Annotated in this window: 26 protein-coding genes, 1 pseudogene and 1 riboswitch; of the genes and pseudogenes, 14 read left to right on the forward strand and 13 right to left on the reverse strand. The window is 72.4% G+C overall.

The genetic code is table 11. The features are described from left to right. Nucleotides 1-202 precede the first annotated feature (202 nt). From AB0D29_RS37045 to AB0D29_RS37055, 3 genes are all read right to left on the reverse strand, one after another. A complete protein-coding gene (locus AB0D29_RS37045) occupies nucleotides 203-859 on the reverse strand; it encodes an SCO2322 family protein (RefSeq protein WP_362860257.1) in 657 nt (218 codons plus the stop codon). After that, nucleotides 859-2115 (reverse strand): prenyltransferase/squalene oxidase repeat-containing protein, encoded by a 1257-nt coding sequence (locus AB0D29_RS37050; protein WP_362860258.1) that lies wholly within the window; start codon nucleotides 2113-2115, stop codon nucleotides 859-861. Before AB0D29_RS37050 ends, AB0D29_RS37045 begins: the two co-directional genes overlap by 1 nt. Nucleotides 2116-2244: 129 nt before the next feature. Beyond that, nucleotides 2245-2324, reverse strand: a riboswitch (cobalamin riboswitch). A gap of 167 nt (nucleotides 2325-2491) precedes the next feature. After that, nucleotides 2492-3541: an MBL fold metallo-hydrolase gene (locus AB0D29_RS37055; RefSeq protein ID WP_362860259.1), complete on the reverse strand. Its 1050-nt coding sequence runs from the start codon at nucleotides 3539-3541 to the stop codon at nucleotides 2492-2494. A 180-nt stretch (nucleotides 3542-3721) separates the two neighbouring features. Between AB0D29_RS37055 and AB0D29_RS37060 the strand changes: the two genes are divergently transcribed. Further along, the gene (locus AB0D29_RS37060) at nucleotides 3722-5185 is read left to right on the forward strand and encodes an aldehyde dehydrogenase (RefSeq protein ID WP_362860260.1); all 1464 of its coding nucleotides are present in this window, start codon (nucleotides 3722-3724) and stop codon (nucleotides 5183-5185) included. Next, nucleotides 5185-5418, forward strand: coding sequence for a ferredoxin (locus AB0D29_RS37065; protein WP_030390845.1), 234 nt, complete (start codon nucleotides 5185-5187; stop codon nucleotides 5416-5418). The genes AB0D29_RS37060 and AB0D29_RS37065 overlap by 1 nt, the downstream gene beginning before the upstream one ends. A gap of 360 nt (nucleotides 5419-5778) precedes the next feature. Here AB0D29_RS37065 and AB0D29_RS37070 read toward each other — a convergent pair whose 3' ends face one another. Continuing rightward, the gene (locus tag AB0D29_RS37070; protein ID WP_362860261.1) at nucleotides 5779-6153 is read right to left on the reverse strand and encodes a VOC family protein; all 375 of its coding nucleotides are present in this window, start codon (nucleotides 6151-6153) and stop codon (nucleotides 5779-5781) included. Nucleotides 6154-6221: 68 nt separating this feature from the next. Next, nucleotides 6222-6845 (reverse strand): TetR family transcriptional regulator, encoded by a 624-nt coding sequence (locus AB0D29_RS37075; protein WP_030722921.1) that lies wholly within the window; start codon nucleotides 6843-6845, stop codon nucleotides 6222-6224. Between the two features lie 218 nt (nucleotides 6846-7063). Between AB0D29_RS37075 and AB0D29_RS37080 the strand changes: the two genes are divergently transcribed. The 3 genes from AB0D29_RS37080 to AB0D29_RS37090 all read left to right on the forward strand — a co-directional run bounded on the left by AB0D29_RS37080 (nucleotide 7064) and on the right by AB0D29_RS37090 (nucleotide 10266). Beyond that, complete coding sequence (locus tag AB0D29_RS37080; protein WP_362860262.1) at nucleotides 7064-8377, forward strand: glycosyltransferase family 4 protein; 1314 nt, start codon at nucleotides 7064-7066, stop codon at nucleotides 8375-8377. A 75-nt stretch (nucleotides 8378-8452) separates the two neighbouring features. After that, nucleotides 8453-9187, forward strand: coding sequence for a class I SAM-dependent methyltransferase (locus tag AB0D29_RS37085; protein ID WP_351300544.1), 735 nt, complete (start codon nucleotides 8453-8455; stop codon nucleotides 9185-9187). Then, nucleotides 9184-10266: a prenyltransferase gene (locus tag AB0D29_RS37090; RefSeq protein WP_362813500.1), complete on the forward strand. Its 1083-nt coding sequence runs from the start codon at nucleotides 9184-9186 to the stop codon at nucleotides 10264-10266. Before AB0D29_RS37085 ends, AB0D29_RS37090 begins: the two co-directional genes overlap by 4 nt. Nucleotides 10267-10279: 13 nt before the next feature. Here the strand turns inward: AB0D29_RS37090 and AB0D29_RS37095 are convergent, their stop codons facing one another. Beyond that, nucleotides 10280-10588, reverse strand: a complete 309-nt coding sequence (locus AB0D29_RS37095; protein ID WP_362860263.1) for a hypothetical protein — start codon at nucleotides 10586-10588, stop codon at nucleotides 10280-10282. A 178-nt stretch (nucleotides 10589-10766) separates the two neighbouring features. On the opposite strand from AB0D29_RS37095, the gene AB0D29_RS37100 reads away from it, so the two are divergent. Continuing rightward, nucleotides 10767-11339: a hypothetical protein gene (locus tag AB0D29_RS37100; protein WP_362860277.1), complete on the forward strand. Its 573-nt coding sequence runs from the start codon at nucleotides 10767-10769 to the stop codon at nucleotides 11337-11339. 49 nt (nucleotides 11340-11388) lie between these two features. Next, entirely contained in the window at nucleotides 11389-11787 is a 399-nt protein-coding gene (locus AB0D29_RS37105; RefSeq protein WP_362860264.1) for a hypothetical protein, read from the forward strand. A 37-nt stretch (nucleotides 11788-11824) separates the two neighbouring features. On the opposite strand, the gene AB0D29_RS37110 is transcribed toward AB0D29_RS37105, so the two are convergent. Continuing rightward, entirely contained in the window at nucleotides 11825-12364 is a 540-nt protein-coding gene (locus AB0D29_RS37110) for a hypothetical protein (protein WP_362860265.1), read from the reverse strand. Between the two features lie 109 nt (nucleotides 12365-12473). On the opposite strand from AB0D29_RS37110, the gene AB0D29_RS37115 reads away from it, so the two are divergent. Continuing rightward, nucleotides 12474-12899, forward strand: coding sequence for a hypothetical protein (locus AB0D29_RS37115; protein WP_362860266.1), 426 nt, complete (start codon nucleotides 12474-12476; stop codon nucleotides 12897-12899). Between the two features lie 74 nt (nucleotides 12900-12973). Here AB0D29_RS37115 and AB0D29_RS37120 read toward each other — a convergent pair whose 3' ends face one another. Beyond that, the gene (locus AB0D29_RS37120; protein ID WP_362860267.1) at nucleotides 12974-13984 is read right to left on the reverse strand and encodes an LLM class F420-dependent oxidoreductase; all 1011 of its coding nucleotides are present in this window, start codon (nucleotides 13982-13984) and stop codon (nucleotides 12974-12976) included. Between the two features lie 119 nt (nucleotides 13985-14103). Beyond that, the gene (locus tag AB0D29_RS37125) at nucleotides 14104-14910 is read right to left on the reverse strand and encodes a hypothetical protein (RefSeq protein ID WP_362860268.1); all 807 of its coding nucleotides are present in this window, start codon (nucleotides 14908-14910) and stop codon (nucleotides 14104-14106) included. A 314-nt stretch (nucleotides 14911-15224) separates the two neighbouring features. Here AB0D29_RS37125 and AB0D29_RS37130 point away from each other — a divergent pair, with 314 nt between their 5' ends. Both AB0D29_RS37130 and AB0D29_RS37135 read left to right on the forward strand, forming a co-directional pair. Next, nucleotides 15225-15584 carry a hypothetical protein gene (locus AB0D29_RS37130; RefSeq protein WP_362860269.1) on the forward strand — a complete coding sequence of 120 codons (360 nt, stop codon included), beginning with the start codon at nucleotides 15225-15227 and terminating at the stop codon, nucleotides 15582-15584. A gap of 7 nt (nucleotides 15585-15591) precedes the next feature. Next, nucleotides 15592-15972, forward strand: a pseudogene (locus tag AB0D29_RS37135) (transposase); the annotation flags it as partial. Between the two features lie 83 nt (nucleotides 15973-16055). On the opposite strand, the gene AB0D29_RS37140 reads toward AB0D29_RS37135, so the two are convergent. Then, entirely contained in the window at nucleotides 16056-17048 is a 993-nt protein-coding gene (locus AB0D29_RS37140) for an N-acetylmuramoyl-L-alanine amidase (RefSeq protein ID WP_362860270.1), read from the reverse strand. Nucleotides 17049-17137: 89 nt separating this feature from the next. Next, entirely contained in the window at nucleotides 17138-17782 is a 645-nt protein-coding gene (locus AB0D29_RS37145; RefSeq protein ID WP_351598179.1) for a class I SAM-dependent methyltransferase, read from the reverse strand. 168 nt (nucleotides 17783-17950) lie between these two features. Between AB0D29_RS37145 and AB0D29_RS37150 the strand changes: the two genes are divergently transcribed. From AB0D29_RS37150 to AB0D29_RS37165, 4 genes are all read left to right on the forward strand, one after another. Next, nucleotides 17951-19021, forward strand: a complete 1071-nt coding sequence (locus tag AB0D29_RS37150; RefSeq protein ID WP_362860271.1) for a hypothetical protein — start codon at nucleotides 17951-17953, stop codon at nucleotides 19019-19021. A 96-nt stretch (nucleotides 19022-19117) separates the two neighbouring features. Then, nucleotides 19118-19966, forward strand: a complete 849-nt coding sequence (locus AB0D29_RS37155; RefSeq protein WP_362860272.1) for a helix-turn-helix transcriptional regulator — start codon at nucleotides 19118-19120, stop codon at nucleotides 19964-19966. Then, nucleotides 19926-20123, forward strand: coding sequence for a DUF397 domain-containing protein (locus tag AB0D29_RS37160; RefSeq protein ID WP_362860273.1), 198 nt, complete (start codon nucleotides 19926-19928; stop codon nucleotides 20121-20123). Before AB0D29_RS37155 ends, AB0D29_RS37160 begins: the two co-directional genes overlap by 41 nt. A gap of 43 nt (nucleotides 20124-20166) precedes the next feature. Beyond that, entirely contained in the window at nucleotides 20167-21765 is a 1599-nt protein-coding gene (locus AB0D29_RS37165; protein ID WP_362860274.1) for a serine/threonine-protein kinase, read from the forward strand. 16 nt (nucleotides 21766-21781) lie between these two features. On the opposite strand, the gene AB0D29_RS37170 is transcribed toward AB0D29_RS37165, so the two are convergent. Further along, on the reverse strand, nucleotides 21782-24061 hold the full coding sequence (locus AB0D29_RS37170; protein WP_362860275.1) for a DPP IV N-terminal domain-containing protein: 2280 nt from the start codon (nucleotides 24059-24061) through the stop codon (nucleotides 21782-21784). Between the two features lie 48 nt (nucleotides 24062-24109). After that, a partial coding sequence (locus AB0D29_RS37175) for a DUF4097 family beta strand repeat-containing protein (RefSeq protein WP_362860276.1) occupies nucleotides 24110-24451 on the reverse strand: 342 nt, incomplete at its 5' end.

The following is a 24451-nucleotide window of genomic DNA, read 5'->3' on the forward strand; positions in this document are numbered from 1 at the left end:
CGTCAATAACGGGAGCGGGGCTGGATGATGGAGTCCCTTTGTCGCTGCCGGATGCCAGGACGGCCCGCTCGGCCGCCCTCCGGCGTTTGAGGAGCCGGGTCCGGGGCGGAGCCCTGGGAGGCGGCGGCGCGGACGGGGTCGGACAGCTGGTGCCTTGCCGCCGCGCTGTCGCCCGGCGCCGGGTCCCGCGGGGTCGGCGCCGTCATCGCGTGCGGCGGCGGCGGGACTGCCAGACGCCGGCCGCGGCCAGGGCCGCCACCGCCGCCATGCCCGCGAGCAGGCCCGCCGACGGGCCGCCGTCGTCCTTCGCGGGCTGCGCCGACGGCTGGGCCGGGGCGTCCGCCATCGGTTCGCCGCAGCCCTGCCTCGGGTAGCCCGAGATCGCGCACAGCAGGGCCGCGCTGTTGTAGCGCAGCGGCTTCGCGACCGACGCCAGTGCCTCGGCCGCCGTGGCCTCCGGGGCCACCTGCGCGCACGCGGTGCGCGGGGCGTCCTGCGGCGGGGCCTCGCCCGACGGGGCGTCCGCGGGCACGCCGAAGTCCACGACGAGCGCGACCCGCTTGCGGCCCTGCGCCGGGGCGGTGGAACCGCAGACGGACTCGAAGTCGGCCGCGGCGCGCGGCTGCGCCGCCTGGTCCGCCGCGTCCTTGCTCACCGAGAAGCGGAACCCCTGCACGGAGCCGTCCTTCGGGCGGGCCATCGAGGGGCCCTGCGTGGCGTACGACCACTTGCCGCCGTCCGAGCCGTCCCAGAACGACCAGTAGCGGTAGCCGGCCGCCAGCGCCGGAGCGGCGGCCAGCACGGCCAGGACGATCCCGAGAGCCAGGGAGAGGGCTGCGGCGGGGCGGCGGCCGGGCATCAGAGCTGGTTCTTCTTCCGGCGGCCGCTCAGCAGGATGCCGATGCCCACGCCGGCCGCGCCGCACGCGCCGATGATCCACCAGAGGTTCTTGCTGTCGGACGAGTCGTCCTTCACGGGGGTGGCCTCCGTGTCCGGGCCCTGCGGGGCCGGGCCGGTCGCGTTCAGCGCCGCGACGAGGTCGGTGCCGCCGAAGGACTTCGGGTCGGTGCCCGTGGCGTGCGCGGCGAGGACCAGGGTGCCGAGGGCCGCCGGCTTGCCCTTGGACCACTCGGCGGAGTTGGCCTTGAGCCACTCCAGGGCGCCCGCCGCCGACTGCTTGTGCCCGGCCGCGGCCAGGGCGATCACCGCGTCGACGGTGTTGCCGGTGTCCGGGGTCGGCTGGTCGGAGCCCGGGGTCACGGCCGTCAGGTGGCCGTCCTTCTTGAGGGCCTCGGCGAGGTGGCCCGCCGCGGCCTGGGCCGCTGCCGCCGGGTCGACGGTGCCCGCCGCCGGGCAGGTCGGCGCGGCCGCGGGGGTGTCCGTACCGGAGGGCACGACGGCCGGGCCCGTGCCGAGGCCGGCCAGCACGGCCGCGGCCGTGGCGTCGCCGTTCGCGAGCAGCTTGCCGTCGACCGGCTGATACGCGAAGGCGCCCCGGTCGGTGGCCGGTTCGGCGGTGCAGCCCAGCTGGAAGGAGAGCAGCGCCTCGTAGGGGGTCTTGCCCGCCTTCGACTTGGTCTCGGCCGGCTTCTCGCCGGCCGCGGTCAGCGCACTGATCACGATGGCGGTCGAGTTGGCGTCGGTGCCGCTGTCCATGGCGCCGCCCGGGTTGGAGCTCCAGCCGCCGTCCTCGTTCTGTACGGACTTCAGCCAGGCGACGGCCTTCTTGACGCTGTCACCGTGGCCGCCGAGCGCGGTCAGCGTCTGCACGGCGGCGGCCGTCGCGTTGGAGTCGATGTACGCGGTCGCGTCGCAGTCCTTGGTGGCGTCCGCACGGAAGGCCGGGAAGGAGCCGTTCGCGCACTGCTGGCCGACCAGCCAGTCCACGGCCTGCGCGGCGGGCTTGAGGCCGACGGTGTCCTGCGCGAGCAGCGCGAACGACTGCCGCCACACGCCGTCGTACATGGGGTCTTCCTTGCCGTAGAGCCCGGAGGGGATGACCGGGGGTGCGGAGGGGGAGGCGGGCGGCGCGGTGTCGGCGAGGGCTGCGGGGGCGACGCCCACGCAGAGCACGGCGGAGGCGGCGAGCGCGGCTGCGCTGCGACGGACGTTCATGGGGGAGGGTGCCTCTCCTGCTGGGGAACCGGAGGCGGGCACGCACTGGCACCGGGCTCCGGCTCCGTTTACCTCGACGGTGCCGGCCGCCGGAGGATCCGACGGCGCGAGCCGCGCACTTCCGGTACGGGGCATTCCGGCTCCCCGCCCGGGCGGTGCCGGAGTGGGTCACGGTTGCGGGTCAGCGCCGGATTCGCACCGGCTTCCCCCCGTACGGAAGTGTGGACGACGGCTTCACTCTACCGGCCCGTAGCCTGCGGGCCCGGGGGCGCCGGGGGCCCGGGCCCCTTACCGGCCGCGCCCGAGTCCCTCGCCGGGCCGGGCCCGGGCCCTTTGCCGGGCCGCGCCCGAGCCCCGTAGCCTCCGCGCCGCAGCCTCACACGGCCCGGTACGTCACCGGGGCGGTGCCCGGGACGGCCTCCGCGCGGCCCTGCTTCACCAGGCGCCGCAGATGGGCTTCCGCTTCCGAGACGGCGATGTTGCGGGAGCCGTACGGGATCTGCTCCCAGGGCCGGTTCCACTCCATGCGCTCCGCCAGCCCCCACGGGGTCAGCGGTTCGGCCAGCAGGGCCCACAGTCCGGACAGGCGTTCCTCGTGGTGGTCCAGCAGTTCCCGTACGCGGGCGGGTGCGTCGGTGAAGGCGTACTGGTGGGCCGGGAGCACCTCGGCGGGTGCCAGCCGGCCGATGCGTTCGAGGGAGTCGAGGTAGTCGCCGAGGGGGTCGGTGACGCGGGTGTCCTCGGGGGCTTCGTACAGGCCGATGTGCGGGGAGATCCCGGGCAGCAGGTGGTCGCCGGAGAAGAGGCGGCCGTTGCCGGGCAGGTTCGCCGGATGGGCCTCCTCCAGGTGGAGGCAGACGTGGCCGGGGGTGTGGCCGGGGGTCCAGATCGCGCGCAGCCGGCGTCCGGCGAGGGGGAGCAGTTCGGCGGGGACGATCTCCCGGTCGGGCACGGCGGCGCGCAGCCCGGGCAGGGTCCGCGTGCGGCCGCTCGCGCGGGCGGCGCGCAGGGGCTCGATGTGCTCTTCGGGGGCTCCGGCGGCGGCGAGTTTGGCGCTCATGTAGTCGAACCAGACGCCGGGCTCGGAGGCGCGGGTGCGGACGACGACCTCGGTGTCGGCGGCGTGCATGGCGATCCAGGCGCCGGACGCCTCGCGGACCTGGCCGGAGAGGCCGTGGTGGTCGGGGTGGTGGTGGGTGATGACCACGCCGTGGACGTCGGTGACGGGGATGCCGAGCGCGGCGAGTCCGGCGACGAGGGTGTCCCAGGACTCGGGGTCGTCCCAGCCGGTGTCGACGAGGACGGGGCCGCGGTCGGTGTCGAGGACGTGGACGAGGGTGTGCCCCAGCGGGTTGTCGGGGATGGGCACCTTGATTCCCCACACGCCTCCGCCGTGATCGGTGACCTGTGACGTGTCCTCCGGCATGAGCCCTCCGCCCGTTGCCGCCCTCTGACGAGAACGTGTTTCAGTAGTAGCCCAAGTCGACCACTTCCGGGCCCTTCTGACTAGTCGTTGGATCTTCTCCGCTGTTCCGTCCTGGCCGTGGACTCCTCGAACTAGAACTGGTATCAGTTCTGGAACGCCAAGCCGCAGGAGGCCTCAGCCATGACAGAGCTCGTGGAACACGGACAACTGTTCATCGGCGGGGAGTGGACGGATCCGCTGGGCACCGACACGATCCGGATCGTCTCCCCCCACACCGAGCAGGTCATCGGCTCCGTCCCGCACGCCTCGAAGCGGGACGTGGACCGCGCCGTCGCCGCCGCGCGCAAGGCGTTCGACGAGGGGCCCTGGCCGCGGATGACGCTGGACGAGCGCATCGCCGTCGTCACCCGGATCAAGGACGCCATCGCGGTGCGGCACGAGGAGATCGCCCGCTCGATCAGCTCCCAGAACGGGTCCCCGTACTCCTGGAGCGTCCTCGCCCAGGCGCTGGGCCCGATGATGGTCTACGACGCCGCGATCACGGTCGCGCGCGCCTACCCGTACGAGGAGCACCGCCACGGCGTGCTCGGCCCGATCCTGGTGCGCCGGGAGCCGGTGGGCGTGGTCGCCGCCGTCATCCCGTGGAACGTCCCGCAGTTCGTGGCGGCGGCCAAACTGGCCCCCGCGCTGCTCACGGGGTCGACGGTGATCCTGAAGCCGTCCCCCGAATCGCCGCTGGACTCGTACATCCTCGCCGACATCGCGCGAGAGGCCGGGCTGCCGGAGGGCGTGCTGTCGATCCTGCCCGCCGACCGCGAGGTCAGCGAGTACCTGGTCGGCCACCCCGGCATCGACAAGGTCGCCTTCACCGGTTCGGTCGCCGCGGGCAGGCGCGTCATGGAGGTCGCCGCCCGCAACCTGACGAGGGTCACGCTCGAACTCGGCGGCAAGTCCGCCGCCGTGATCCTGCCGGATGCCGATCTGGACTCCGCCATCGCCGGGATCGTCCCGGCGGCCTGGATGAACAACGGGCAGGCGTGCGTGGCCCAGACCCGGATCCTCGCCCCGCGCAGCCGGTACGAGGAGGTGGCCGAGGCCCTCGCGGCAGCGGCCGGCGCGCTCGTCGTCGGCGACCCGCTCGACCCGGCGACGCAGCTCGGTCCGCTCGTGGCGCAGCGGCAGCAGCAGCGCTCCCTCGACTACATCCGGATCGGCCAGGAGGAGGGCGCGAAGGTCCTGTCGGGCGGCGGCCGCCCGGCGGGCCTGGACCGCGGCTGGTACGTGGAGCCCACCCTCTTCGGGGACGTGGACAACTCCATGCGGATCGCGCGCGAGGAGATCTTCGGCCCGGTCGTCTGCCTGATCCCGTACGGGGACGAGGCGGAGGCGGTACGGATCGCCAACGACTCGGAGTTCGGGCTCAGTGGCAGTGTCTGGACCGGTGACGTCGAGCACGGCATCGAGTTCGCGCGGCAGGTGCGGACCGGCACCTTCAACGTGAACACCTTCAGTCTGGACATGCTCGGCCCGTTCGGCGGCTACAAGAACAGCGGCGTGGGCCGGGAGTTCGGGCCGGAGGGGCTGAGCGAGTACCTGGAGCACAAGATGATCCACCTGCCGGCGGGCCATGAGGCGGGTGCCTGATGGGTGACCGCTGGCAGGTCGAGGTGGACCGGGGGGTCTGCATCGGCTCGGGCATGTGCGTGAACCACGCCCCGGACGGCTTCGTCCTGGACTCGGCGCGCCAGTCCCACCCGCGCACCGCCGAGTCGGACGCGAACGAGCCGATCCTGACGGCGGCCGAAGGCTGCCCGGTGGAGGCCATCCTGATCACGCTGGCCGCCACGGGCGAACCGGTCTTCCCGCCGGAGGACTAGGCCGGTCCGCTAGGCGCTGGCCTTGGCGGGTTGGCTGCGCCGCTCGGGCGGGGTGCGGTGGGGCCGGTTGTGTCGGGGTCGGGCGCGCGCCGGGGTGTCTCCTCGGGCGCCGAACGTGTCGGGAGGTCGGGGAGCTCGGCGGCAGTGCGTTCGACGCCCTGCGGGGATCACCCCGACACACACCCGACCCCGCCGCAACCGGCCCGCTTCGATCCCAGCCCCTGCCAAATCCAGCCTCGCCGCGCCAAATCCAGCCCCTCCGGCGATTGAGGAGCGGGGTGCGGGGCGGAGCCCCGGCGGCGGCGGCGTACCGGGAGGCGGTGGAGCCCCGGCGCGCACCCGGACCCGGCCCGGCGGGGCTTACTTCTTCATTTCGGCGGCGCTGCGCTCGACGCAGAACTCGTTTCCCTCGGGGTCGGCGAGGGTCACCCAGCCGCCCCCGTCGGGCCGCCGGTGGTCGCCGACGACGGTGGCGCCCAGGGCGACGATGCGTTCGACCTCCTCGTCGCGGGTCCGGTCCTGCGGCTGGAGGTCGACGTGGACCCGGTTCTTCACGGTCTTGGTGTCGGGGACCGTCACGAAGAGCAGCGTCGATCCGGGCGCCTTGACCAGCGCCTCGGGGTCTCCGGGGAAATCGTCGTCGGCGAGCGAGCTGTCCAGGACGGCGGCCCAGAACTGCCCGAGGCTGTAGGCGTCGGAACAGTCGATGGTGAGGTGTCGCACAAGAGAAGCCATGCGGCGGACTATCGATCACGGGCCCGGCCGCTGTCCAGTGGAATTCCCGGGCTCCGCCAGCGGCTGCTTCAGGCCTTTTCCGGGGCCGTCAGGTCGATCAGACGGCACACCGTCTCGATGTCGATCTTGACCTGGGCGATCGACGCGCGGCCGGAAAGCCACGTGATCAGCGCCGAGTGCCAGGTGTGCTCGATGACCCGCACCGCCGAGAGCTGTTCCGCCGTCGGCGGGCCCTCCAGGCCCATCGCGTCCAGGATGATCGCAGTGGTCAGCCGGGACACCGTGTCCACCTCGGGGCTCACGCTGCGGTCGGCGAAGGTCAGCGCCCGCACCATCGCGTCGGCCAGCTGCGGTTCCCGCTGGAGGGCGCGGAAGGCCCGCATCAGGGTCTCCGCGACCCGGGCCGCCGGATCGTCCCCGGCCGGCGGGCGCTTGCGCAGCGTGGTGTGCATGTGCTGGAGCTGGTCCTGCATGGTGGCGACCAGCAGGTGCACCTTGGACGGGAAGTAGCGGTAGAGCGTGCCCAGCGCCACCCCGGCCGCCTCCGCGACCTCCCGCATCTGGACGGCGTCGAAACCGCCCCGGCTGGCCAGCTGTGCGCTGGCGTGCAGGATGCGGCGGCGGCGGGCCTCCTGGCGCTCCGTCAGGGGAGGCGACGCCGGTGTGGTGACGGCCTTCACTTCCGCTGTCATGTGTCCCGTTCCGTGTCGTTGCGCGGGCTGATTCCGGGCTGGTCCGCAGTCAGCATGGCAGGCGCCGCAGTCGTGGCGCGAATCACCTGCTCCGCCTCTTACGGTGTAGTTTCCGGCCGGTAGATTCAATGCTCTTCGACGGATCAAGTCTGAAACTTGTTCTACATTATCCGAGCGGTTACGCTCCGGCGAAAGTTGCAGGGAGAAGGGGGCCGAGAGTGACCGCTGAGGCCATGGTGACGAGCCCTTTCGCGGGTTCCGCCGCCGACGGCGACCGCCCGCTGCGCATCGCACTCCTCACCTATAAGGGGAACCCGTTCTGCGGCGGCCAGGGCGTCTACGTCCGCCACCTCTCGCGCGAGCTCGTACAGCTGGGGCACTCCGTCGAAGTGATCGGCGCGCAGCCCTACCCGGTCCTCGACACGGGCGCCTCGCTCACCGAGCTCCCGAGCCTGGACCTCTACCGCAGCCCCGACCCCTTCCGCACGCCCAAGCGCGACGAGTACCGGGACTGGATCGACGCCGTCGAGGTCGCCACCATGTGGACCGGCGGCTTCCCCGAGCCGCTGACCTTCTCGCTGCGCGCCCGCCGCCATCTGGCCGCGCGCGCGGGCGACTTCGACGTCATCCACGACAACCAGACCCTCGGCTACGGCCTCCTGGGCGACCTCGGCGCCCCGCTGGTCACGACGATCCACCACCCCATCACCGTGGACCGCAAGCTCGACCTCGACGCCGCGAAGGGCCGCGTGAAGCGGGCCTCCGTACGCCGCTGGTACGCCTTCACCCGCATGCAGGGCCGCGTGGCCCGCAGGCTCCCCTCCGTCCTCACCGTCTCCGGGTCCTCCCAGCAGGAGATCGCCCAGCACCTGGGCGTCCGGGACGAGCGCATCCACGTCGTGCACATCGGCGCCGACACCGACCTGTGGTCGCCGGACGCCTCCGTCGCCGAGGTCCCCGGCCGCATCGTCACCACCTCCAGCGCAGACGTCCCGCTCAAGGGGCTCGTGTACCTCGTCGAGGCCCTCGCGAAGCTGCGCACCGAGCAGCCCGAGGCCCACCTCGTCGTCGTCGGCAAGCGCGCCGAACAGGGGCCGGTCGCCCGCGCCATCGAGACGTACGGGCTCCAGGACGCCGTCCGCTTCGTCAAGGGCATCACCGACGCCGAACTCGTCGACCTCGTCCGCAGCGCCCAGATCGCCTGCGTCCCCTCCCTCTACGAGGGCTTCTCGCTCCCGGCGGCCGAGGCCATGGCCACCGGCACCCCGCTCGTCGCCACCACCGGCGGCGCGATCCCCGAAGTCGCCGGACCCGACGGCGAGACCTGCCTCGCGGTGCCCCCGGGCGACGCGGGCGCACTGGCCGCCGCGCTGGGCCGGATGCTGGGCGACCCGCAGCTGCGGGCCCGCCTCGGCGCCGCCGGACGCGAACGGGTCCTGACCCGCTTCACCTGGGCCAAGGCCGCCGAAGGCACCGTCGCGCACTACCGCGCCGCCATCGAGCAGGCCGCCCGTGCCCGCCGCGCGCGGTGACCTGCCGCGCCCGGTGACCCTCCGCCGAATCCACACCCCCGCCCCACACCCCCGCGACCGCGAAGGCAGGACCCCGTGCTGACCGTCGATTTCTCCCGGTTCCCGCTCGCCGCAGGCGACCGCGTACTCGATCTGGGCTGCGGCGCAGGCCGGCACGCCTTCGAGTGCTACCGGAGAGGCGCCCAGGTGGTCGCCGTCGACCGCAACGGCGAGGAGATCCGCGAGGTCGCCAAGTGGTTCGCCGCCATGAAGGAGGCCGGCGAGGCCCCGGCCGGGGCAACCGCCACCGCCATGGAGGGCGACGCCCTCGCCCTGCCCTTCCCCGACGACTCCTTCGACGTCGTGATCATCTCCGAGGTCATGGAGCACATCCACGACGACAAGGGCGTCCTCGCCGAGATGGTGCGCGTGCTCAAGCCCGGCGGGCGCATCGCCATCACCGTCCCGCGCTACGGCCCCGAGAAGATCTGCTGGGCGCTCTCCGACGCCTACCACGAGGTCGAGGGCGGCCACATCCGCATCTACAAGGCGGACGAGCTCCTCGGCAAGATGCGGGCCGCGGGCCTCAAACCGTACGGCACGCACCACGCGCACGGACTGCACTCCCCGTACTGGTGGCTCAAGTGCGCCTTCGGCGTCGACAACGACAAGGCGCTGCCCGTCAAGGCGTACCACAAGCTCCTGGTCTGGGACATCATGAAGAAGCCGATGGCCACGCGCCTCGCCGAGCAGGCCCTGAACCCGCTCATCGGCAAGAGCTTCGTGGCGTACGCGACCAAGCCCCACCTCCCCGTCGGCGCGACCCAGTGAGCTCGCCCGGGCGCACCGAACACCTGGTCCTGGACGGCGTACTGACCGCCGAGCAGGCCGCCGCGACGGTGGCGGGCATCCTCGCCGCCCAGCGCGCGGACGGGGCCATCCCGTGGTTCCGCGGGCACCACCTCGACCCGTGGGACCACACCGAGGCCGCGATGGCCCTGGACGCGGCCGGTGAGCACGAGGCCGCCGAGCGGGCGTACGCGTGGCTGGCGCGGCACCAGAACCAGGACGGCTCCTGGTACGCGGCCTACGCCGACCGGCCCGACGGCGTGGACACCGCCGAGCCGCAGGACGCGAGCCGCGAGAGCAACTTCACCGCCTACATAGCCGTCGGCGTCTGGCACCACTACCTGTCCACCGGCGACGACACCTTCCTCGACCGCATGTGGCCGGCCGTCTACGCGGCCGTGGAGTGCGTCCTGACCCTCCAGCAGCCGGGCGGCGAGATCGGCTGGAAGCGGGAGGCCGACGGCACCGCCGTCACCGACGCGCTCCTCACCGGCTCCTCCTCCATCCACCAGGCGCTGCGCTGCGCCCTGGCCATCGCCGAGCACCGCGAGGAGCCGCAGCCCGACTGGGAGCTCGCCGCGGGCGCCCTGCGGCACGCGATCCGGCGCCACCCCGAGCGGTTCCTCGACAAGAACCACTACTCGATGGACTGGTACTACCCGGTCCTCGGCGGCGCCCTCACCGGCGCCGAGGCCACGGCGCGCATCGAGGAGCGCTGGGACGAGTTCGTGGTCCCGGACCTCGGCGTGCGCTGCGTCCTGCCGAATCCGTGGGTGACGGGCGGCGAGTCCTGCGAGCTGGCGCTCGCACTGTGGGCGACGGGGGAGTCGGACCGGGCGCTGGAGATCCTGCGGTCGATCGGCCACCTGCGCGCCGACAACGGCATGTACTGGACGGGCTACGTCTTCCAGGACGAGGCGGTCTGGCCCGTGGAGCAGACCACCTGGACCGCCGGGTCCCTGCTGCTCGCCGTGGCGGCGCTGGGCGGGGACGAGGCCACCACCGAGGTGTTCGGCGGGACCTCGCTCCCGGCCGGGCTGGAGCCGGACTGCTGCCGCTGAGCCGGGGCGGGCGTCAGCGGCGGTAGAGCCAGCCGGCGATGGCGTGGCCGACGAGGAGGTAGACGACGGCGGCCACGCCGTAGCCGAAGACGACCTGGACCCATTCCTTGCTGAAGGTGAACAGGTCGTAGGACCAGCCGGCGAGCCAGCTGGCGGTGTCGTGGACGAACTCCACGAGCTCGTTGCCCCGGTTGGCGTCCAGCAGGTACATCAGGATCCACAGGGCGATGACGAAGGCCAGTACGTCCGCCACCAGTGCGACGGCCCGCCCGGCCTGACTGCTTCCGCGTGCGCTTGCGCTTGCTCGGGTGTGTGTGGGCATGTCCCGCGTGTTGCCGCGTTGGCGGAAGGCAAACCCGAACGGGTCCCGCGAGTGGCGGGGCCGCGGGGCCGGGGTGAGGCTGCGAGGGACGCCTCAGTCCCCGGAGGAAACCGTGCGCCTACCCACGACCGTCCGATTCCGCCGTGCCGTCACGGCGGTGGTCCTCTCCACCGCGCTGATGGTCGGCGCCACCGCCTGCGGCAGCGGCGGGAGCGGCCCGCGCGAGGAACTGTCCGCCGCGTCGATGGGGGAGCTGGCCGCGCTCGCCGCGGCGGAGCCCGTCGCGGCCGAGGCCGACGAACTGGCCGCGGTGACGCCGTCGCCCAGCACGTCCGCGGAGAAGCAGAAGTTCGCCAAGACGCGCTTCGTGGCCAACGCGGGCCTCGCGGCGGGTGCGACGTACCAGTGGATCATCAAGCCGTACCGCGCGGGCAAGTTCAAGAAGGGCGCCAAGGGCCGGACCTTCGCGCTCATCAAGGCGGGCCTCGCGGGCGCGTTCGCGTACAACCGGCTGAAGGCGGCGTCCGACAACGCCAAGGGCGACCCGCTGCTGGCGAAGGCGATGGCCCCGCTGACGGCCGGCATCGCCTCCCTCAAGGGCCTCGGCAGCAAACTGCGCAAGGGCCAGGCCGGCGACGCCGACATCAACTCCTTCGACGACGTCATCAGCAGCGTCAAGGAGGCCGGCAAGAGCGCGGGCGCCGAGGTCGTCGACAAGGTCCCGAGCACGTCCCAGCTGAGCGGCGGCTGAGCCGGCCCGCCCGGCCCGGCGGCCGGTCGCGGCCTGTTTCAATGGGCGGATGATCGAGTACGTGTTCCTCGCCGCCGGGGCCGCCGGAGCCGCGTGGCTGTTGCGGCGCAAGCACCTCGCGCGGACGGCCGCCGGCCCCGTGCCCGGGATCCCCGGGATGGCGCGCCGGCCCGCCGGCGAGGGGCGCTGGCGGGCGGGGCGCGTGTACGCCGACGGGGGCGCGGCCCGCTGGGTCCCCGAGCGTGGTGAGCCCGTACCGCTGCCCGGCGGGCGGGCCACCGGGGTGCGGGTCCCCTCCGTGAAGGAGGGCATCGTCATCAACCCCGGCTCGCGGATCGTCACCTGTACCTACGAGGGCGGCGGGAGCATCGAGATCGCTGTCATGCCACTGGACGTGCGCGAGCTGCTGGAGGCCGTCCCCCAGGCGGATGACCCGGACCGGACCTAGGTCGCAGGCGCCTCGCCTGACGGAGGCCGGAGGGGGTTCACCCCTCTTCGTCCCTCACCTCCAACGCTTGTTGGGCCAGGCCGACGAACGTGAGGTAGGTGCCGCGGAAATCCTGGTACGCGGCGTCGTAGTCGTGTCGCCGCTCGGGGGTGTCGTCGCCGATGAGCGCCTTCAGCAGCGGCTGCAGGTGTCGCGCCACCTGCCGCACCTGCTCCGCCGCGGCGGACACCTCGGCAGGGCCGTCGAGCCGAACCTCGTGGGTGGCCTTGTTCATGTTCCCGATGACCGGGCCGATGCGTTCGTACATCCGCGCCAGGAGCCGGTCCTTGGTCTCGCGGTCGCGCGCCGCGTCGACGTCGTTGATCTGCCAGGTGACCTCGTTGAACGCGTGGGCGCAGTTCATCATCTCCCGGTAGGTGGACCGGCGCCGGTCGCGCTGTTCACGAAGGGCCTGGGCCGTCGTGGTGGTTCGGGCCTGGGCCAGCGCCGCGCGGGAGGTCGCCCGGGCGGTTATCCAGCTGGCTCCGAGCGCGGTCAGCGCGGTGAGGATGCCGACCCACAGTCCGCTGTTCGCCATGATCGAGGAGTCTGCCACCGGGAGTGCCGTCGCGACAGCGCGCGCCCGGGGTTCGGAGAGGCCCGCAGGGTAGGGTTTGACGCCCCAACTAGCCTTGTGGAGACGGAGCATGCGGATATCTGCCCTGTCTGCCGCCCTCGCTGTGACGGTCGTGACGCTCGCGGGTTCGGCGACCTCGGCCGCGGCCGAGCCCACGGCCCTCACGATCCCGCTGGAGGCCGGTGCCAACCTCCACCTCAGCACCGGGTCGGTGACCTACGAGCGCGTCGACGGAGCGGTGAACTCCGTCAAGATCATCTCGGTGCGGGCGACCGGCGGCGCCAAGGACTGCGCCTGGGTGCAGTGGAACGACCCGAAGGCCGGCGGGGACGGCTGGAGCTCGCTCGTCTCCGAACCCGGCTGTTACGGCGGCACCGTGGGGGAGACGCCCAACGTCGTCATCAAGGCCCCGGCCGGCCATCCGCTCAAGGTGCGCCTGGCCGCGTACCACTTCGACAGCGCCGAGGTGATCCACAAGGACATCGAGAAGCTCTAGCGGGAGGGCGGGGCGACACCGGATCCCCGGAGCGGATCCGGTGTCGCACCAGGTCCTGTCCGCCCGGACAGGGCCTAGCTGTTGAGCTCCGCCAGGACGCGCAGGGTGTGCGGGTCGGGGGCCGTCACCAGGAGGTCGGTGACCGGGCCCTTGCGCCACAGCTCCAGGCGTTCGGCGATCCGCTCGCGGGGGCCGACCAGGGAGATCTCGTCGGCGAAGGCGTCCGGGACGGCGAGGACCGCCTCCTCCTTGCGGCCGGCGAGGAACAGCTCCTGGATGCGGCGCGCCTCCTCCTCGTAGCCCATCCGGGCCATCAGGTCGGCGTGGAAGTTGCGGGCCGCGTGGCCCATGCCGCCGATGTAGAAGCCGAGCATCGCCTTGACCGGGAACAGCCCCTCGGCGACGTCGTCGCAGACCTTGGCGCGGGCCATCGGCGCGATCATGAAGCCCTCGGGGAGGTCCGTCAGCGCGGCCTGGTAGACGTCGGTGCGGGTCGGCGACCAGTACAGGGGCAGCCAGCCGTCCGCGATCCGCGTGGTCTGGGCGATGTTCTTCGGTCCCTCGGCGCCCAGCAGGAGCGGCAGGTCGGCGCGGAGCGGGTGGGTGATGGGCTTCAGGGGCTTGCCGATGCCGGTGCCGTCCGCGCCGCGGTACGGGTGGCTGTGGAAGCGGCCGTCCAGCGCGACCGGGCCCTCGCGGCGCAGCACCTGGCGGATGACGTCGACGTACTCGCGGGTCGCGGTGAGCGGGCTCGCGGGGAACGGGCGCCCGTACCAGCCCTCGACCACCTGCGGGCCGGACAGGCCGAGGCCCAGCATCATCCGGCCGCCGGAGAGGTGGTCCAGGGTGAGGGCGTGCATGGCGGTGGCGGTCGGGGTGCGGGCGGCCATCTGCGCGATCGCCGTGCCCAGGCGGATCCGGGAGGTGTGCGCGGCGATCCAGGTCAGCGGGGTGAAGGCGTCCGAGCCCCACGCCTCGGCGGTCCACACCGAGTCGTAGCCGAGGCGCTCGGCCTCGGTGGCGAGGTCGAGGTGGGCGGGCTGGGGGCCGCGGCCCCAGTAGCCGAGTGCGAGTCCGAGGCGCATGAACGTCCCTCCGCGGTGCCGACAGCCGTACCTGACGATGCGTCAGGCGCCTGGCGACTGTAAGGCAACGGCCCCCCGCCCGGAAGGGCGGGGGGCCGTCGTGTGTGCGGGAGCGGGGCTCAGCCGCGCTGGATGCCCGAGGTGTCGTTCAGGATGCCGCGACGGCCGTCCTGGGTCTGCGCGACCAGGGTGGCCGCGCCGCGCTGCTCGACGGCCAGGTACCAGGTGCCCGGGGCGAGTTCGGCGATCGGGGTGGGGGTGCCGTCCTCGGCGAAGAGGGGGCGGGCCACCGGGACCGCGAACCAGAACGGGGTGAAGTCCGCCGCCGGAGCGGGCGCCGGAGCCGCCTGGTGGGCGTCCTGCGGCGCCGGCGTCGGGGTGCCGCCGTACGGCGGGACCGGCTGCGGGGTGGAGCCGTAGGGCTGCTGGCCGCCCGGGTAGCCGTACCCGGCGCCCGGCTGGGGCTGGCCCGCGTACGGCGGGACGGCGGCCGGCTTCGGCTCCGGCACCAGCTGGCCCGCGAGGGCCGGGATCTTCGCACCGGCCACGGCCACGCCGGCCAGCGCCAGGGTGGCGAGGAAGGCGAGGACGGCGCCGGCGCCCAGGTCGAGCTGGCTCGGGCAGGTGATCAGGGCCCACAGCGCGGACCAGGCGGCCGAGACGGCGAGCACGGTGCCCCACGCCGTCAGCGGCAGGCCCAGCACCTTGCGGGTCTCCGGCTGGAAACGGGCCGCGATGAGCAGGCCTGCGGCGATGAAGCCGAGCAGGAAGACGCTGGGAAGCGCCAGACGGTAGGCGTCGGTGTCCCACGCGCTCGGGAGGTCGCCACCCGTCGTGGAGTAGAAATCGAGGAACGAGGCGATGAACAGCAGCGCCGCTGCTCCGATCACCACGCCGTCGCCTCGAGTGAGGGAGCGGATGTTCACGTCTTAGGTGTCCTTCTCGGTCTCGGTCGTCTCGTGGTGCCGCGGTCGCAGATCGTTCCTGCAGCAGGTCGGGCGGCACCATGGTACGGACGTTCCCCGCGGCCGAGAGGATCGGGGCGGCGAGGGAGCCTCGAGAGATTATCGGAACTCATCGAAGTGCAGCTGGTCTTTGTGTATTTGAGCCACACCGGCGGTGACAACCGGCACAGTGAAGGGCGTGAAAGCAGATGCCGGGCGCAAGTATCGTGCGTATCCCGATGGGGACCAGGGGCAGGCCCTGACCAGGTGGGGGCACACCGCGCGCTCTGTGGAACGTGGTTCTGGAGCAGCGCGCGTATCTGTGGGAGCAGCGTCGGTACACCTTGCGGTCGGCCGAGCAGTGCAAGCAGTTGACGGCGGCACGAGCCGATCTCGACTGGCTCGGTGATCTGCCGGCGCAGGCGGGACAGCAGATCCTGCGCCAGCTGGACCGGGCGTACGACAACTTTTGGAATCCCGGGCATCCGGCCCGGTTCCCCGCGCGGAAGAAGCGCGGGCACCGCCTGTCGGTTCCGTTTCCCGGGCAGGCGGTCGAGGTCCGGAAGGTGAATCGCAAGTGGGCCGAGGTGCGGCTACCGAAGATCGGGTGGCTGCGCTTCAGGCTCTCCAGGGCTGTCGGGGGGGGCGATCCGTAACGCCGCCGTGTCCCGGGGTACGACGATCGCTCAGATCGCCAGGCTCACCACCCGGCGGGCCAACCGACGACAGGACTTCACACACAAGCTCACTACTGATCTCGCCAAAAACCACGGCCTGATCGGCATCGAGGACCTGCGTGTGAAGAGCATGACCGCATCTGCGAAGGGCAGCGTCGAATCTCCTGGGAGGAGCGTCCAGGCGAAGTCCGGACTGAACCGGTCGATCCTCGACAACACCCCGGGGGAGCGGCGGCGTCAGCTTGAGTACAAGGCTCTCAAGCACGGGTCCGTACTCGTCACCGTTGCACCGTTCCACACATCCCAGACCTGCGCCAAGTGCGGCCAGGTCGACGCTGCGTCCCGTCAAGGGTGTGGCCGGCTATTCGCCTGTACCCGCTGCGGGCACGAGGACGACGCCGACCACAACGCCTCGGTCGAGATCGCCCCCACTCACGGGGGCGAGGATCGTCAACCGCCGAGGAAGCCGACGATGCCGTCCGCGATGCCCTGCGCCGCCTTCTGCCGCCACTCCGGACTCGTCAGCTGCGCCGCGTCCTTGGCATCACGCATGTTGCCGCATTCGATGAACACCTTGGGGCGAGTTGACAGGTTCAGTCCGCCGAGATCGTCCCGGACGACCAAACCGGTGCCGCTGCCGAGGTAGTTGGCGGGGGCCGAGCCGGTGGTGCGGGCGAAGTTCCCGGCGATCCGCTCGCCGAGCTCGCGGGAGGGTTCGACGATCTTCGAGGTGTCCGCGGCGCCGCCCTTGACCTTGGCGGGGAGGATGACGTGGAAGCCGCGGCTGCCCGCCGAGACCCCGTCGGCGTGGACGGAGACGACGGCGTCGGCGTTCGCCTCGTTGCCGATGCGGGCCCGCTCGGTGATGCAGGGGCCCCAGGGCCGGTCCTGCTGGTGGGTGAGGACCACCTTCGCGCCCTGGGCCTCCAGGGCCGCCCGCAGGCGCTGGGAGACGTCGTAGGTGAACTCCGCCTCCATGTAGCCGGAGTTGGTGGTGGTGCCGGTGGTGTCGCACTCCTTGTGACCCGTGCCGATGTCGACCTGCTGGTCGATCTCGTCGGTGTGCTTGAAGTTGCCCGTGTTGTGGCCTGGGTCGACGACCACCGTCTTGCCCGCGAGCGGGCCCTTGGCGGGCGCGGGGGCGGGTACGGGGGCCGCCGCGGGCGTACTGGCGGCCGCGGTCGGGCTGCCGCTCGGGGTGGACCCGGACTTCGCGTCCCGCTGGCCGGGCGACCCGGCCGCGTGCGAGGCCGGCAGCGGCCGGGGCTGCTGCCCCTCGGACCCGGAGCCGGCCAGCACCTGGGTCAGCACCCAGCCCGCCAGAGCGGCCGGCGCGAGTGCGGCGACCCCGACGACGAGCGTGGAGCGTCGGGTGAACCAGGGCCGGTCCGGATTGACCGAGGAACCGGACTCGGGGGGCGGGGCACTGTCGTCTTTGCGCACGCGGCGATGCTAGACCGCCGCGCGGCGGCCCGGCCGGACCCTGGGCCATCCGGGGGCGTGGTGTGATTGTCTGCCCGCCGTTCGTCGATTCAGATGCCCGGCCCCGTGCGGCGCAGCACGCGCAGCGAGTCGGTGACGGAGATCTCCTCGAAGGCGCCGGAGGCCAGGGCGCGCAGGTAGATCCGGTACGGGGCCTGCCCGCCGTCGGCCGGATCCGGGAACACGTCGTGGATGACCAGCGTGCCGCCCTCCGCGACGTGCGGGGCCCAGCCCTCGTAGTCGCCGCCGGCGTGCTCATCGGTGTGGCCGCCGTCGATGAACACGAAGCCGAGCTTGCCGCCCCAGGCCGCGGCGACCTGCGGGGACCGGCCCACGATCGCGATCACGTGGTCCTCGAGACCGGCCTTGTGCAGGGTCCGGCGGAAGGTGGGCAGCGTGTCCATCAGGCCGACCTCCGGGTCCACGACGCTCGGGTCGTGGTACTCCCAGCCCGGCTGCTGCTCCTCGCTGCCGCGGTGGTGGTCGACGGTGATCGCCGCCACGCCGGCCTCGCGGGCGGCGTCGGCGAGCAGGATGGTGGACCGGCCGCAGTACGTCCCGACCTCCAGCAGCGGCAGCCCGAGCCCGGCCGCGGCGGCGGCCGCCTCGTAGAGCGCGAGCCCCTCCCGTACGGGCATGAACCCCTTGGCGGCCTCGAAGGCGGCGAGGGTCTCCGGCTTGGGGTGGGCGGCCATGGGTTCCTCCTGAACTGCGACTGGTCGGCCCATGCTGCCCTACCGCCGGGTAGGGGTCCATGCCGGGGCCCGGGCGGGCGGCCCCGGCTGGTCCTGGCGGGGGACGGTGCGCGGCGCACCTCGTTTCGCTCCGCAGGCTTTACTTCCTATTTGCGTACTTTGACCGCCATGAACAAGCTCGGAATCCTCGCGGGCACGGCCGCAGCCCTCGCGACGACCGTCGTCGCGATCCCCACCGCCGATGCCCATGCGCAGTCGATCGTCCTGTGCAGCCAGACAGCCCTCAGGGCGGCCATCACCCAGGCGAACGCCGCCCCCGGCCCCAACACGCTCCTCCTCGCCCCCGGCTGCACCTACAACCTGACCGCCCCCGACAACCCCGGCAACGGCCTGCCGGTCATCACCAGCGACATCACCATCACCGGCAGCCTCCTCGGCACCCAGAACGTCATCAAACGTCAGTCGGCGACCGCGTTCCGCATCTTCAGCGTGCAAGGTCCGAACGCACGCCTGGCCCTCAACAACCTCACCGTCCGCGACGGCCGCTCGGACAGCAGCGGCGGCGGGGGAATCTCCAACGCGGGCGGCGCGCTCACACTCAACTCCGTCGAAGTGACCGGCAACCTCGCGGACTTCAGTGGTGCCGGCGGGGGCATTGTCAGCAGTGGCGCCCTGACCATCCGCAACAGCACCGTGAGTTTCAACCGGTCCACCAACAACGGCGGCGGGCTCTTCTCGTTCGGCACCACGACGATCTCGAACACCACCGTCACCGGTAACACGGCCAGGGACAGCGGCGGCGGGATGGACGCGCGGGGCAGCCTGACCCTCACCAACAGTCGCGTGACGGACAACGCGAGCGATGACGCCGGCGGCATCCTGTCCTTCGCCCTGACGGGCACCATCACGGACACCCTCATCCGCGGCAACACCGTCGCCGGTGACGGCGCTGCGGGCGGAGGGGTCCTGAACCGGAGCGGCAGCACGCTCACCCTCGAGCGGACCACGGTCTTCGCCAACAGGGCCATCACGTCCGGTGGTCAAGGCGCCGGGATCGCCAACGGCGGCGCCGGCGACACCGTCAACCTCAGGAACAGTTCGGTCTCCTATAACTACGCCAGGTCCGCCCCGGGCGGCATCCTCAACGACGGCGGCACCGTCTCCTTGACCGCAACCCCGGTCCAGGAGAACTACCCGACCAACTGCTCCCCGAGCGTGATCGCAGGCTGCACGAACTGACCGGAGCCGGGCCGATTGCGTCATTCAGGCCACCTGTCCGCAGCCGGGCGATTACGCTCGGCTACGGAACCACAACTGGCTTGGGGGTGACCGTCCATGGTCAGCACGCGCGATCTCGATCCCAGCGCCTCACCGCTGGATTACTACGGCTACGAACTGCGTCGGCTGCGCGAAGCCGCCGGGCTGAAGCAGGCGCAGCTGGGCGAGATCATCTACTGCACCGGCTCACTGATCGGCCAGGTGGAGAACGCGAAGCGGGTGCCGACGCGGGACTTCTCGGAACGGGTCGACGCGGCGCTGGGCACCGACGGGCACTTCTCCCGACTGGTGGGACTGGTCCTGCGGAGCGTCCTGCCGACGTGGTTCCAGCCGTTCGCGGAGATGGAGTCCCGGGCGGAGTACGTGTCCACGTACCAGGCGCAGTTGGTGTACGGGCTGTTGCAGACGGAGGAGTACGCGCGCGCAGTGTTGGGCGTGCGGAGCGAGGGGGACCTCGACGCCAAGGTGGCCGCTCGGATGGAGCGCCAGCGAATCCTCGACCGAGAGAACCCGCCACTGATGTGGGTCGTGCTGAGCGAGGCCGTGCTCCACCAGGAGGTGGGTGGCCATGACGTCATGCGGAACCAACTTGCGCACTTGTTGGGCCTGCGGAAGCGGGAGTGGGTGAGGGTGCAGATCCTGCCCTTCGAGGCAGGGGCCCATGCCGGACAGTTGGGTTCGTTCACCGTCCTGCGCTTCGACGATGACCCGGACATTGTCTATACCGAGGACTTCGTACAGGGCCATATGACGGCCAATCCTCAGGCTCTCAGGGAAGGTTCGCTCCGATACGATCACTTGCAGGCTGCCGCGCTGTCCCTGGAGGACTCGGCGGCGCTGATCGCCCGCGTATTGGAGGAGCGCTATGGAAAGCAACCAGCACATAACGGGCGCGAAGTGGCGTAAGTCCTCGTACAGCGGCGACACCGGCGGAGAATGCGTCGAGTGCGCCCCTCTTGGCGACGGTCTCGTCGCCGTTCGGGACTCCAAGAATCCCGACGGGCCCGTCTTCACCGTTCACCCTGCGGCTTTCGCCACCTTCGTGAGGGCCCTCTCTGTATGATCCGCTCCCGACTGGGGGCAGGGGATCCGGGGGAGCAGAGGCTATGGAGCACGTAGGGCCGGGCGGCCCGACGCACGTGGGGCCGTTCGAGGTCGTCGGCGTGCTCGGGCAGGGCGGGATGGGCCGGGTGTTGCTGGGCGCCGGGCCGGACGGGCGGCTCGTCGCCGTCAAGCAGGTGCTCGCGCACTTCGCGGACGACGAGGGCTTCCGGGCCCGGTTCCGGCGTGAGGTCGCCGCCTCGCGCAAGGTGTCCGGGGCCTACACGGCGGCCGTGATCGACGCCGATCCGGACGCGCCGACGCCCTGGCTGGCCTCCGTCTTCGTGGCCGGGCCCTCGCTCGGGGCCGTGGTCAAGGCGGTCGGTGTGCTGCCGGAGGACGTCGTACGCCGCCTCGCGGCCGGACTGACCTCGGCCCTGGCGGAGATCCACCGGGCAGGGCTCGTCCACCGGGACCTCAAGCCCGACAACGTGCTCCTCGCCGAGGACGGCGTACGCGTCATCGACCTCGGCATCGCACGCGTGACGGAGGGCGAGTCCGAGGGGCACACCGAACTGACGCGTACGGGATGGGTCGTCGGATCGCCCGCGTACATGTCGCCCGAGCAGGCCGAGGGCAAGCCGCTCACGCCCGCCAGCGACGTCTTCTCGCTCGGTTCCGTCCTGGCCATGGCGGTGACGGGCCGCAGTCCCTTCGCCGGCACCTCCACCCTCCAGACGCTGTACGACGTGGTGCACGGCGAGCCGGACCTGAGCGGGGTCCCGGCGGGGCTGCGCGACCTCGTCGCGCGCTGCCTGGCCAAGGACCCGGAGGCCAGGCCGTCCCCGGCGGAGCTGCGCGAGCTGATCGGGCCGGTGACCCCGGCGGGGCGGCAGTGGCCCTCCGCCGTGTACGGGATGCTCGCCGCGCAGCGGGCGCGGATCGACGGGCTGCTCGAAGGCGGCCCGGCCGCCGAACCGGAGCCGTCGCCGCCCGCCCCGGAACCCACGCACGTGCCCGCACCCGTCCCCGTACCTGCCCCCGTCCCGAAGGTTCCGCCCGTTCCGCCCCGTCCGACGGAACCGCCCACCGAGCCGAGCTCGCCGGCGCGGAGCCCGTGGCGCGGCAGGCGCCGGATCACGGCCCTGGCGGCGGCCGCCGTGCTGCTGGTGGCCGGCACCGGGGTGGTGGCGTACGTACGGGACCGGATGAACGCCCCCGTCGCGTATTCGGGCCTGCCCGCCTGCGCGAAGGCCGCCGACACCGTGCCGTTGGCGCTCCGGGACTCCTCGCTCGACACCCGATCCAAGGAGGCCTGGGGCGTGCGTACGGGCTGCACCTGGAACGGGCTCGGCCAGGCCGCCTCGCCCCACGGCCTCGTCCGCTGGGAACTCAGCCTCGGCGGGGACGCGGCGCACAACGCGGACGCCCAGCGGGCCCGCTTCCAGGTGGACGCGGCCGACAAGATCGCCGCTCCGAACCTGACCTTCGGGACGGAGGCCTACTGGGGGAGCCCCAGCCTCGACTGGACGTGCGTCCTCGCCGTGCGCGAGGGCAACCTCTCCGTCTGGGTGGGCCTGTACGCGAGCCCGTACAAGACGGCGGACTGCCAGGACAAGGCGAAGGCGGTCGCCCGCGCCGCGCTGAAGGCGGCCCCGCACTGACGCGCGGGGCCGAGGCTCAGGAGAACAGCTCGCCCAGCAGCTCGGGGCCGAGGGCGATGGGGGCGGGGCGGTAGGCGGGCGGCTGCGTGCCCATCAGCTCGCGCACCAGGAAGTCCCAGGAGCGCTTGCGTACGTAGGCCAGGCAGTCGAGCAGCGTGTGCTCGGCCCCGGGCACGATGAGCAGCTCGAAGTCCTTGTCGGCGGCGATGAGCCGCTCGGCGAGCCGCAGCGTGTGGTCCGGGTGGACCTGGTCGTCCATCTCGCCGTGGACGAGCAGCAGTTTGCCCGCGAGCCGGTCCGCGAGGTCCAGGTTGGAGGTACGGGCCCAGGCCTCGGGGTTGTCCGCGCCGTCGTAGGTCTCCACGAAGCCCAGGTTGAAGTGGCGGGCGTCGTGCGAGCCGGAGAGGGCGACGCCGGCCTTGTACACCTCGGGGAAGTCCAGCATCGCGCGGGCCGCGGCGAACCCGCCGCCGGAGTGGCCGAACACGCCCACCCGGTCCAGGTCCATCCACGGCCGGGTCCCGGCCAGCTGCCGCAGCGCCGCGGCGTGGTCGGCGAGGCAGCCGGCGTCGGCCAGGCGGCCGGAGGAGGCGTCGTGGAAGGCCTTGCCGCGCCCGGGGGTGCCGCGCCCGTCCAGTGCCACCACCACGAAGCCCAGCGCGGCGAGGGGTTCCGCGTCGAGGCCCATGCCGCCGGGGTCGAAGCACGGGGCGACCCGGTTGACCTGCGGGCCGGGGTAGAGGTTGTCCACCACCGGGTACTGCCGGGAGGGGTCGAAGTCCCGCGGGTGGTACAGCACCCCGTAGATGTCCGTCACGCCGTCGGCGGCCTTGACGCGGAAGCGTTCCGGCGCCGTCCAGCCGGTGGCGGTGAGCTTGCCGATGTCGGCGCGCTCCAGCTCGACCAGCACCCGCCCGGTCCAGTCGCGGACGCGGGTGACGGGCGGGGTGTCGACGGTGGACGCGGAGTCGATGAAGTACTCCTGGTCGTCGGCGGGCAGGGTGACGACGTGGTCGAGCGCGTCGTCCGTGACCTGGGCGATGCCGGAGCCGTCGAGGGCGGCGCGGCACACCGTGCGCCGGTACGGATCCTCGTCGACCAGCCCGGAGGCGGTGAAGTACACGACCCCCTCGGCCTCGTCGACGCGCAGGATCTGCCGTACCGCCCACGGGCCGGAGGTGACCTGGCCGAGCAGGGCGCCGGTGCGCAGGTCGTACCGGTACAGGTGGCCCCAGCCGTCGCGCTGCGAGTACCAGAGCACCTCGTCGGCCAACACGCGCACGATCGGCGGCTCGTAACCGAACTGGTTGGGCTCGACCCGGGTGTCCCCGGTCTCGCTGAGGACGGTGGTGACCTCGCCGGTGGCCGGGTCCAGCCGGTGGAGGCTGAGCGTGCGCAGGTCGCGGGGCCGGTCGAGGTAGTAGACGGCCGAGCCGTCCGGGGCCCACCACGCCCACTTGGCCGTGACCGGCGACAACTGCGGCATGAGCAGCGGCTCGGCCTGGGCGCGGACGACCGTGCCCGAGGCGACGTCCAGGACGACCAGCTCGGCCAGCGGCATGTGCTCGTCACCGGCGTAGGCGTACCGCTGGGTGTGGACCACGGGCGCGCTGCCGTCGGCCGGGCGGGCCTCCAGAAGGTGGGTCTGCCGGACGAGGCGCTCGTCGGTGCGGTGCGTCAGCACCTTCGTCGAGTCGGGGGACCAGGCCACCGCGGGAGGCAGGTGCGGCAGGCCGATCTTGCGCAGCAGGGTGGCGTTGGCCGTGCAGTCCGGGCCGGTGCCGTACTGGTGGTCGCTTTCGCCGTCGGTGGTCAGCGCCCACTCGCGGCCGTCGGTCAGCGAGCGCGCCCACAGGTCGTGCCCGCGGCGGGACACGGCGAACTTCCCGTCGGGGGAGGGCACTTCGAGGGGGCTGCCCGGGGGTGTGAACTCGGCCCGCTCGCAGACGTAGCCGTCCAGGGTGCAGCGCCAGTACTCGCCGAGCGCGTAGAACTCCACCGCGTTCCCGGCCAGTTCCATCCCCGTGAAAGGCAGCGCCTCGGGGTCGACCTGTTGCCCGGAGGCGGCGGCCAGCGCGGCGGCGAGCCGGGCGTGGTCGAAGGCGGGCTCGCGGGTGCCCGCCTGTGGGTCGGCGAGCACGAACCGCTTGCCGACGCCGTTGCTCACCGCGTACCAGAAGCGGGCGCCTCCGTCGATCCACTGCGGCCGGACCTTGTCGCCGACGACGAGCTCGCCGGGGCGGGCGGGGCGGCGGAGGAGCTGTTCGGCGGCCTGGTAGTTCTGCGTGGTGCTCACTGTCTTATGCCCTTCATCGGCGGCGATGTTGATCATGAACGTTGCGGGTCAGTTGCTGCGGGCGGTGATGTCGCCGTAGGCGGTGGTGGCGTGGATGGTGAGGCCGGCGGCGGGGCCGTCGGTGTTGTTGAGGGCGTTGTGGATGCGGCCGTAGGCGGTGCCGGCGTCGAGGGTGGCGGAGACCCCGCGGGCGGCGCCGATGGTGAGGTCGCCGGCCTGGGTGCGCAGGTCGACGGTGCCGTGGACGGCTTCGGCGATGTGGATGTCGCCCTTCTGGGTGCTGATCCGTGCGGGGCCGCCGAGGCGGCCGACGGAGACGTCGCCGGCCATCAGCGTCAGGTGGGCGGCGGCGGTCTCGTCGAGCTTGACCGTGCCCTGGGCGCCCTCGAA

Source organism: Streptomyces sp. NPDC048424 (assembly GCF_040651555.1).
Classification (GTDB): Bacteria; Actinomycetota; Actinomycetes; order Streptomycetales; family Streptomycetaceae; genus Streptomyces.

Excerpts from the sequence above, each read along its gene's own strand:
- AB0D29_RS37045 (WP_362860257.1), bottom strand. The coding sequence starts at position 859 with ATGCCCGGCCGCCGCCCCGCCGCAGCCCTCTCCCTGGCTCTCGGGATC.
- AB0D29_RS37050 (WP_362860258.1), bottom strand. The coding sequence starts at position 2,115 with ATGAACGTCCGTCGCAGCGCAGCCGCGCTCGCCGCCTCCGCCGTGCTC.
- AB0D29_RS37055 (WP_362860259.1), bottom strand. The coding sequence starts at position 3,541 with ATGCCGGAGGACACGTCACAGGTCACCGATCACGGCGGAGGCGTGTGG.
- AB0D29_RS37060 (WP_362860260.1), top strand. The coding sequence starts at position 3,722 with ATGACAGAGCTCGTGGAACACGGACAACTGTTCATCGGCGGGGAGTGG.
- AB0D29_RS37065 (WP_030390845.1), top strand. The coding sequence starts at position 5,185 with ATGGGTGACCGCTGGCAGGTCGAGGTGGACCGGGGGGTCTGCATCGGC.
- AB0D29_RS37070 (WP_362860261.1), bottom strand. The coding sequence starts at position 6,153 with ATGGCTTCTCTTGTGCGACACCTCACCATCGACTGTTCCGACGCCTAC.
- AB0D29_RS37075 (WP_030722921.1), bottom strand. The coding sequence starts at position 6,845 with ATGACAGCGGAAGTGAAGGCCGTCACCACACCGGCGTCGCCTCCCCTG.
- AB0D29_RS37095 (WP_362860263.1), bottom strand. The coding sequence starts at position 10,588 with ATGCCCACACACACCCGAGCAAGCGCAAGCGCACGCGGAAGCAGTCAG.
- AB0D29_RS37100 (WP_362860277.1), top strand. The coding sequence starts at position 10,767 with ATGGTCGGCGCCACCGCCTGCGGCAGCGGCGGGAGCGGCCCGCGCGAG.
- AB0D29_RS37105 (WP_362860264.1), top strand. The coding sequence starts at position 11,389 with ATGATCGAGTACGTGTTCCTCGCCGCCGGGGCCGCCGGAGCCGCGTGG.
- AB0D29_RS37110 (WP_362860265.1), bottom strand. The coding sequence starts at position 12,364 with ATGGCGAACAGCGGACTGTGGGTCGGCATCCTCACCGCGCTGACCGCG.
- AB0D29_RS37115 (WP_362860266.1), top strand. The coding sequence starts at position 12,474 with ATGCGGATATCTGCCCTGTCTGCCGCCCTCGCTGTGACGGTCGTGACG.
- AB0D29_RS37120 (WP_362860267.1), bottom strand. The coding sequence starts at position 13,984 with ATGCGCCTCGGACTCGCACTCGGCTACTGGGGCCGCGGCCCCCAGCCC.
- AB0D29_RS37145 (WP_351598179.1), bottom strand. The coding sequence starts at position 17,782 with ATGGCCGCCCACCCCAAGCCGGAGACCCTCGCCGCCTTCGAGGCCGCC.
- AB0D29_RS37150 (WP_362860271.1), top strand. The coding sequence starts at position 17,951 with ATGAACAAGCTCGGAATCCTCGCGGGCACGGCCGCAGCCCTCGCGACG.
- AB0D29_RS37155 (WP_362860272.1), top strand. The coding sequence starts at position 19,118 with ATGGTCAGCACGCGCGATCTCGATCCCAGCGCCTCACCGCTGGATTAC.
- AB0D29_RS37160 (WP_362860273.1), top strand. The coding sequence starts at position 19,926 with ATGGAAAGCAACCAGCACATAACGGGCGCGAAGTGGCGTAAGTCCTCG.
- AB0D29_RS37165 (WP_362860274.1), top strand. The coding sequence starts at position 20,167 with ATGGAGCACGTAGGGCCGGGCGGCCCGACGCACGTGGGGCCGTTCGAG.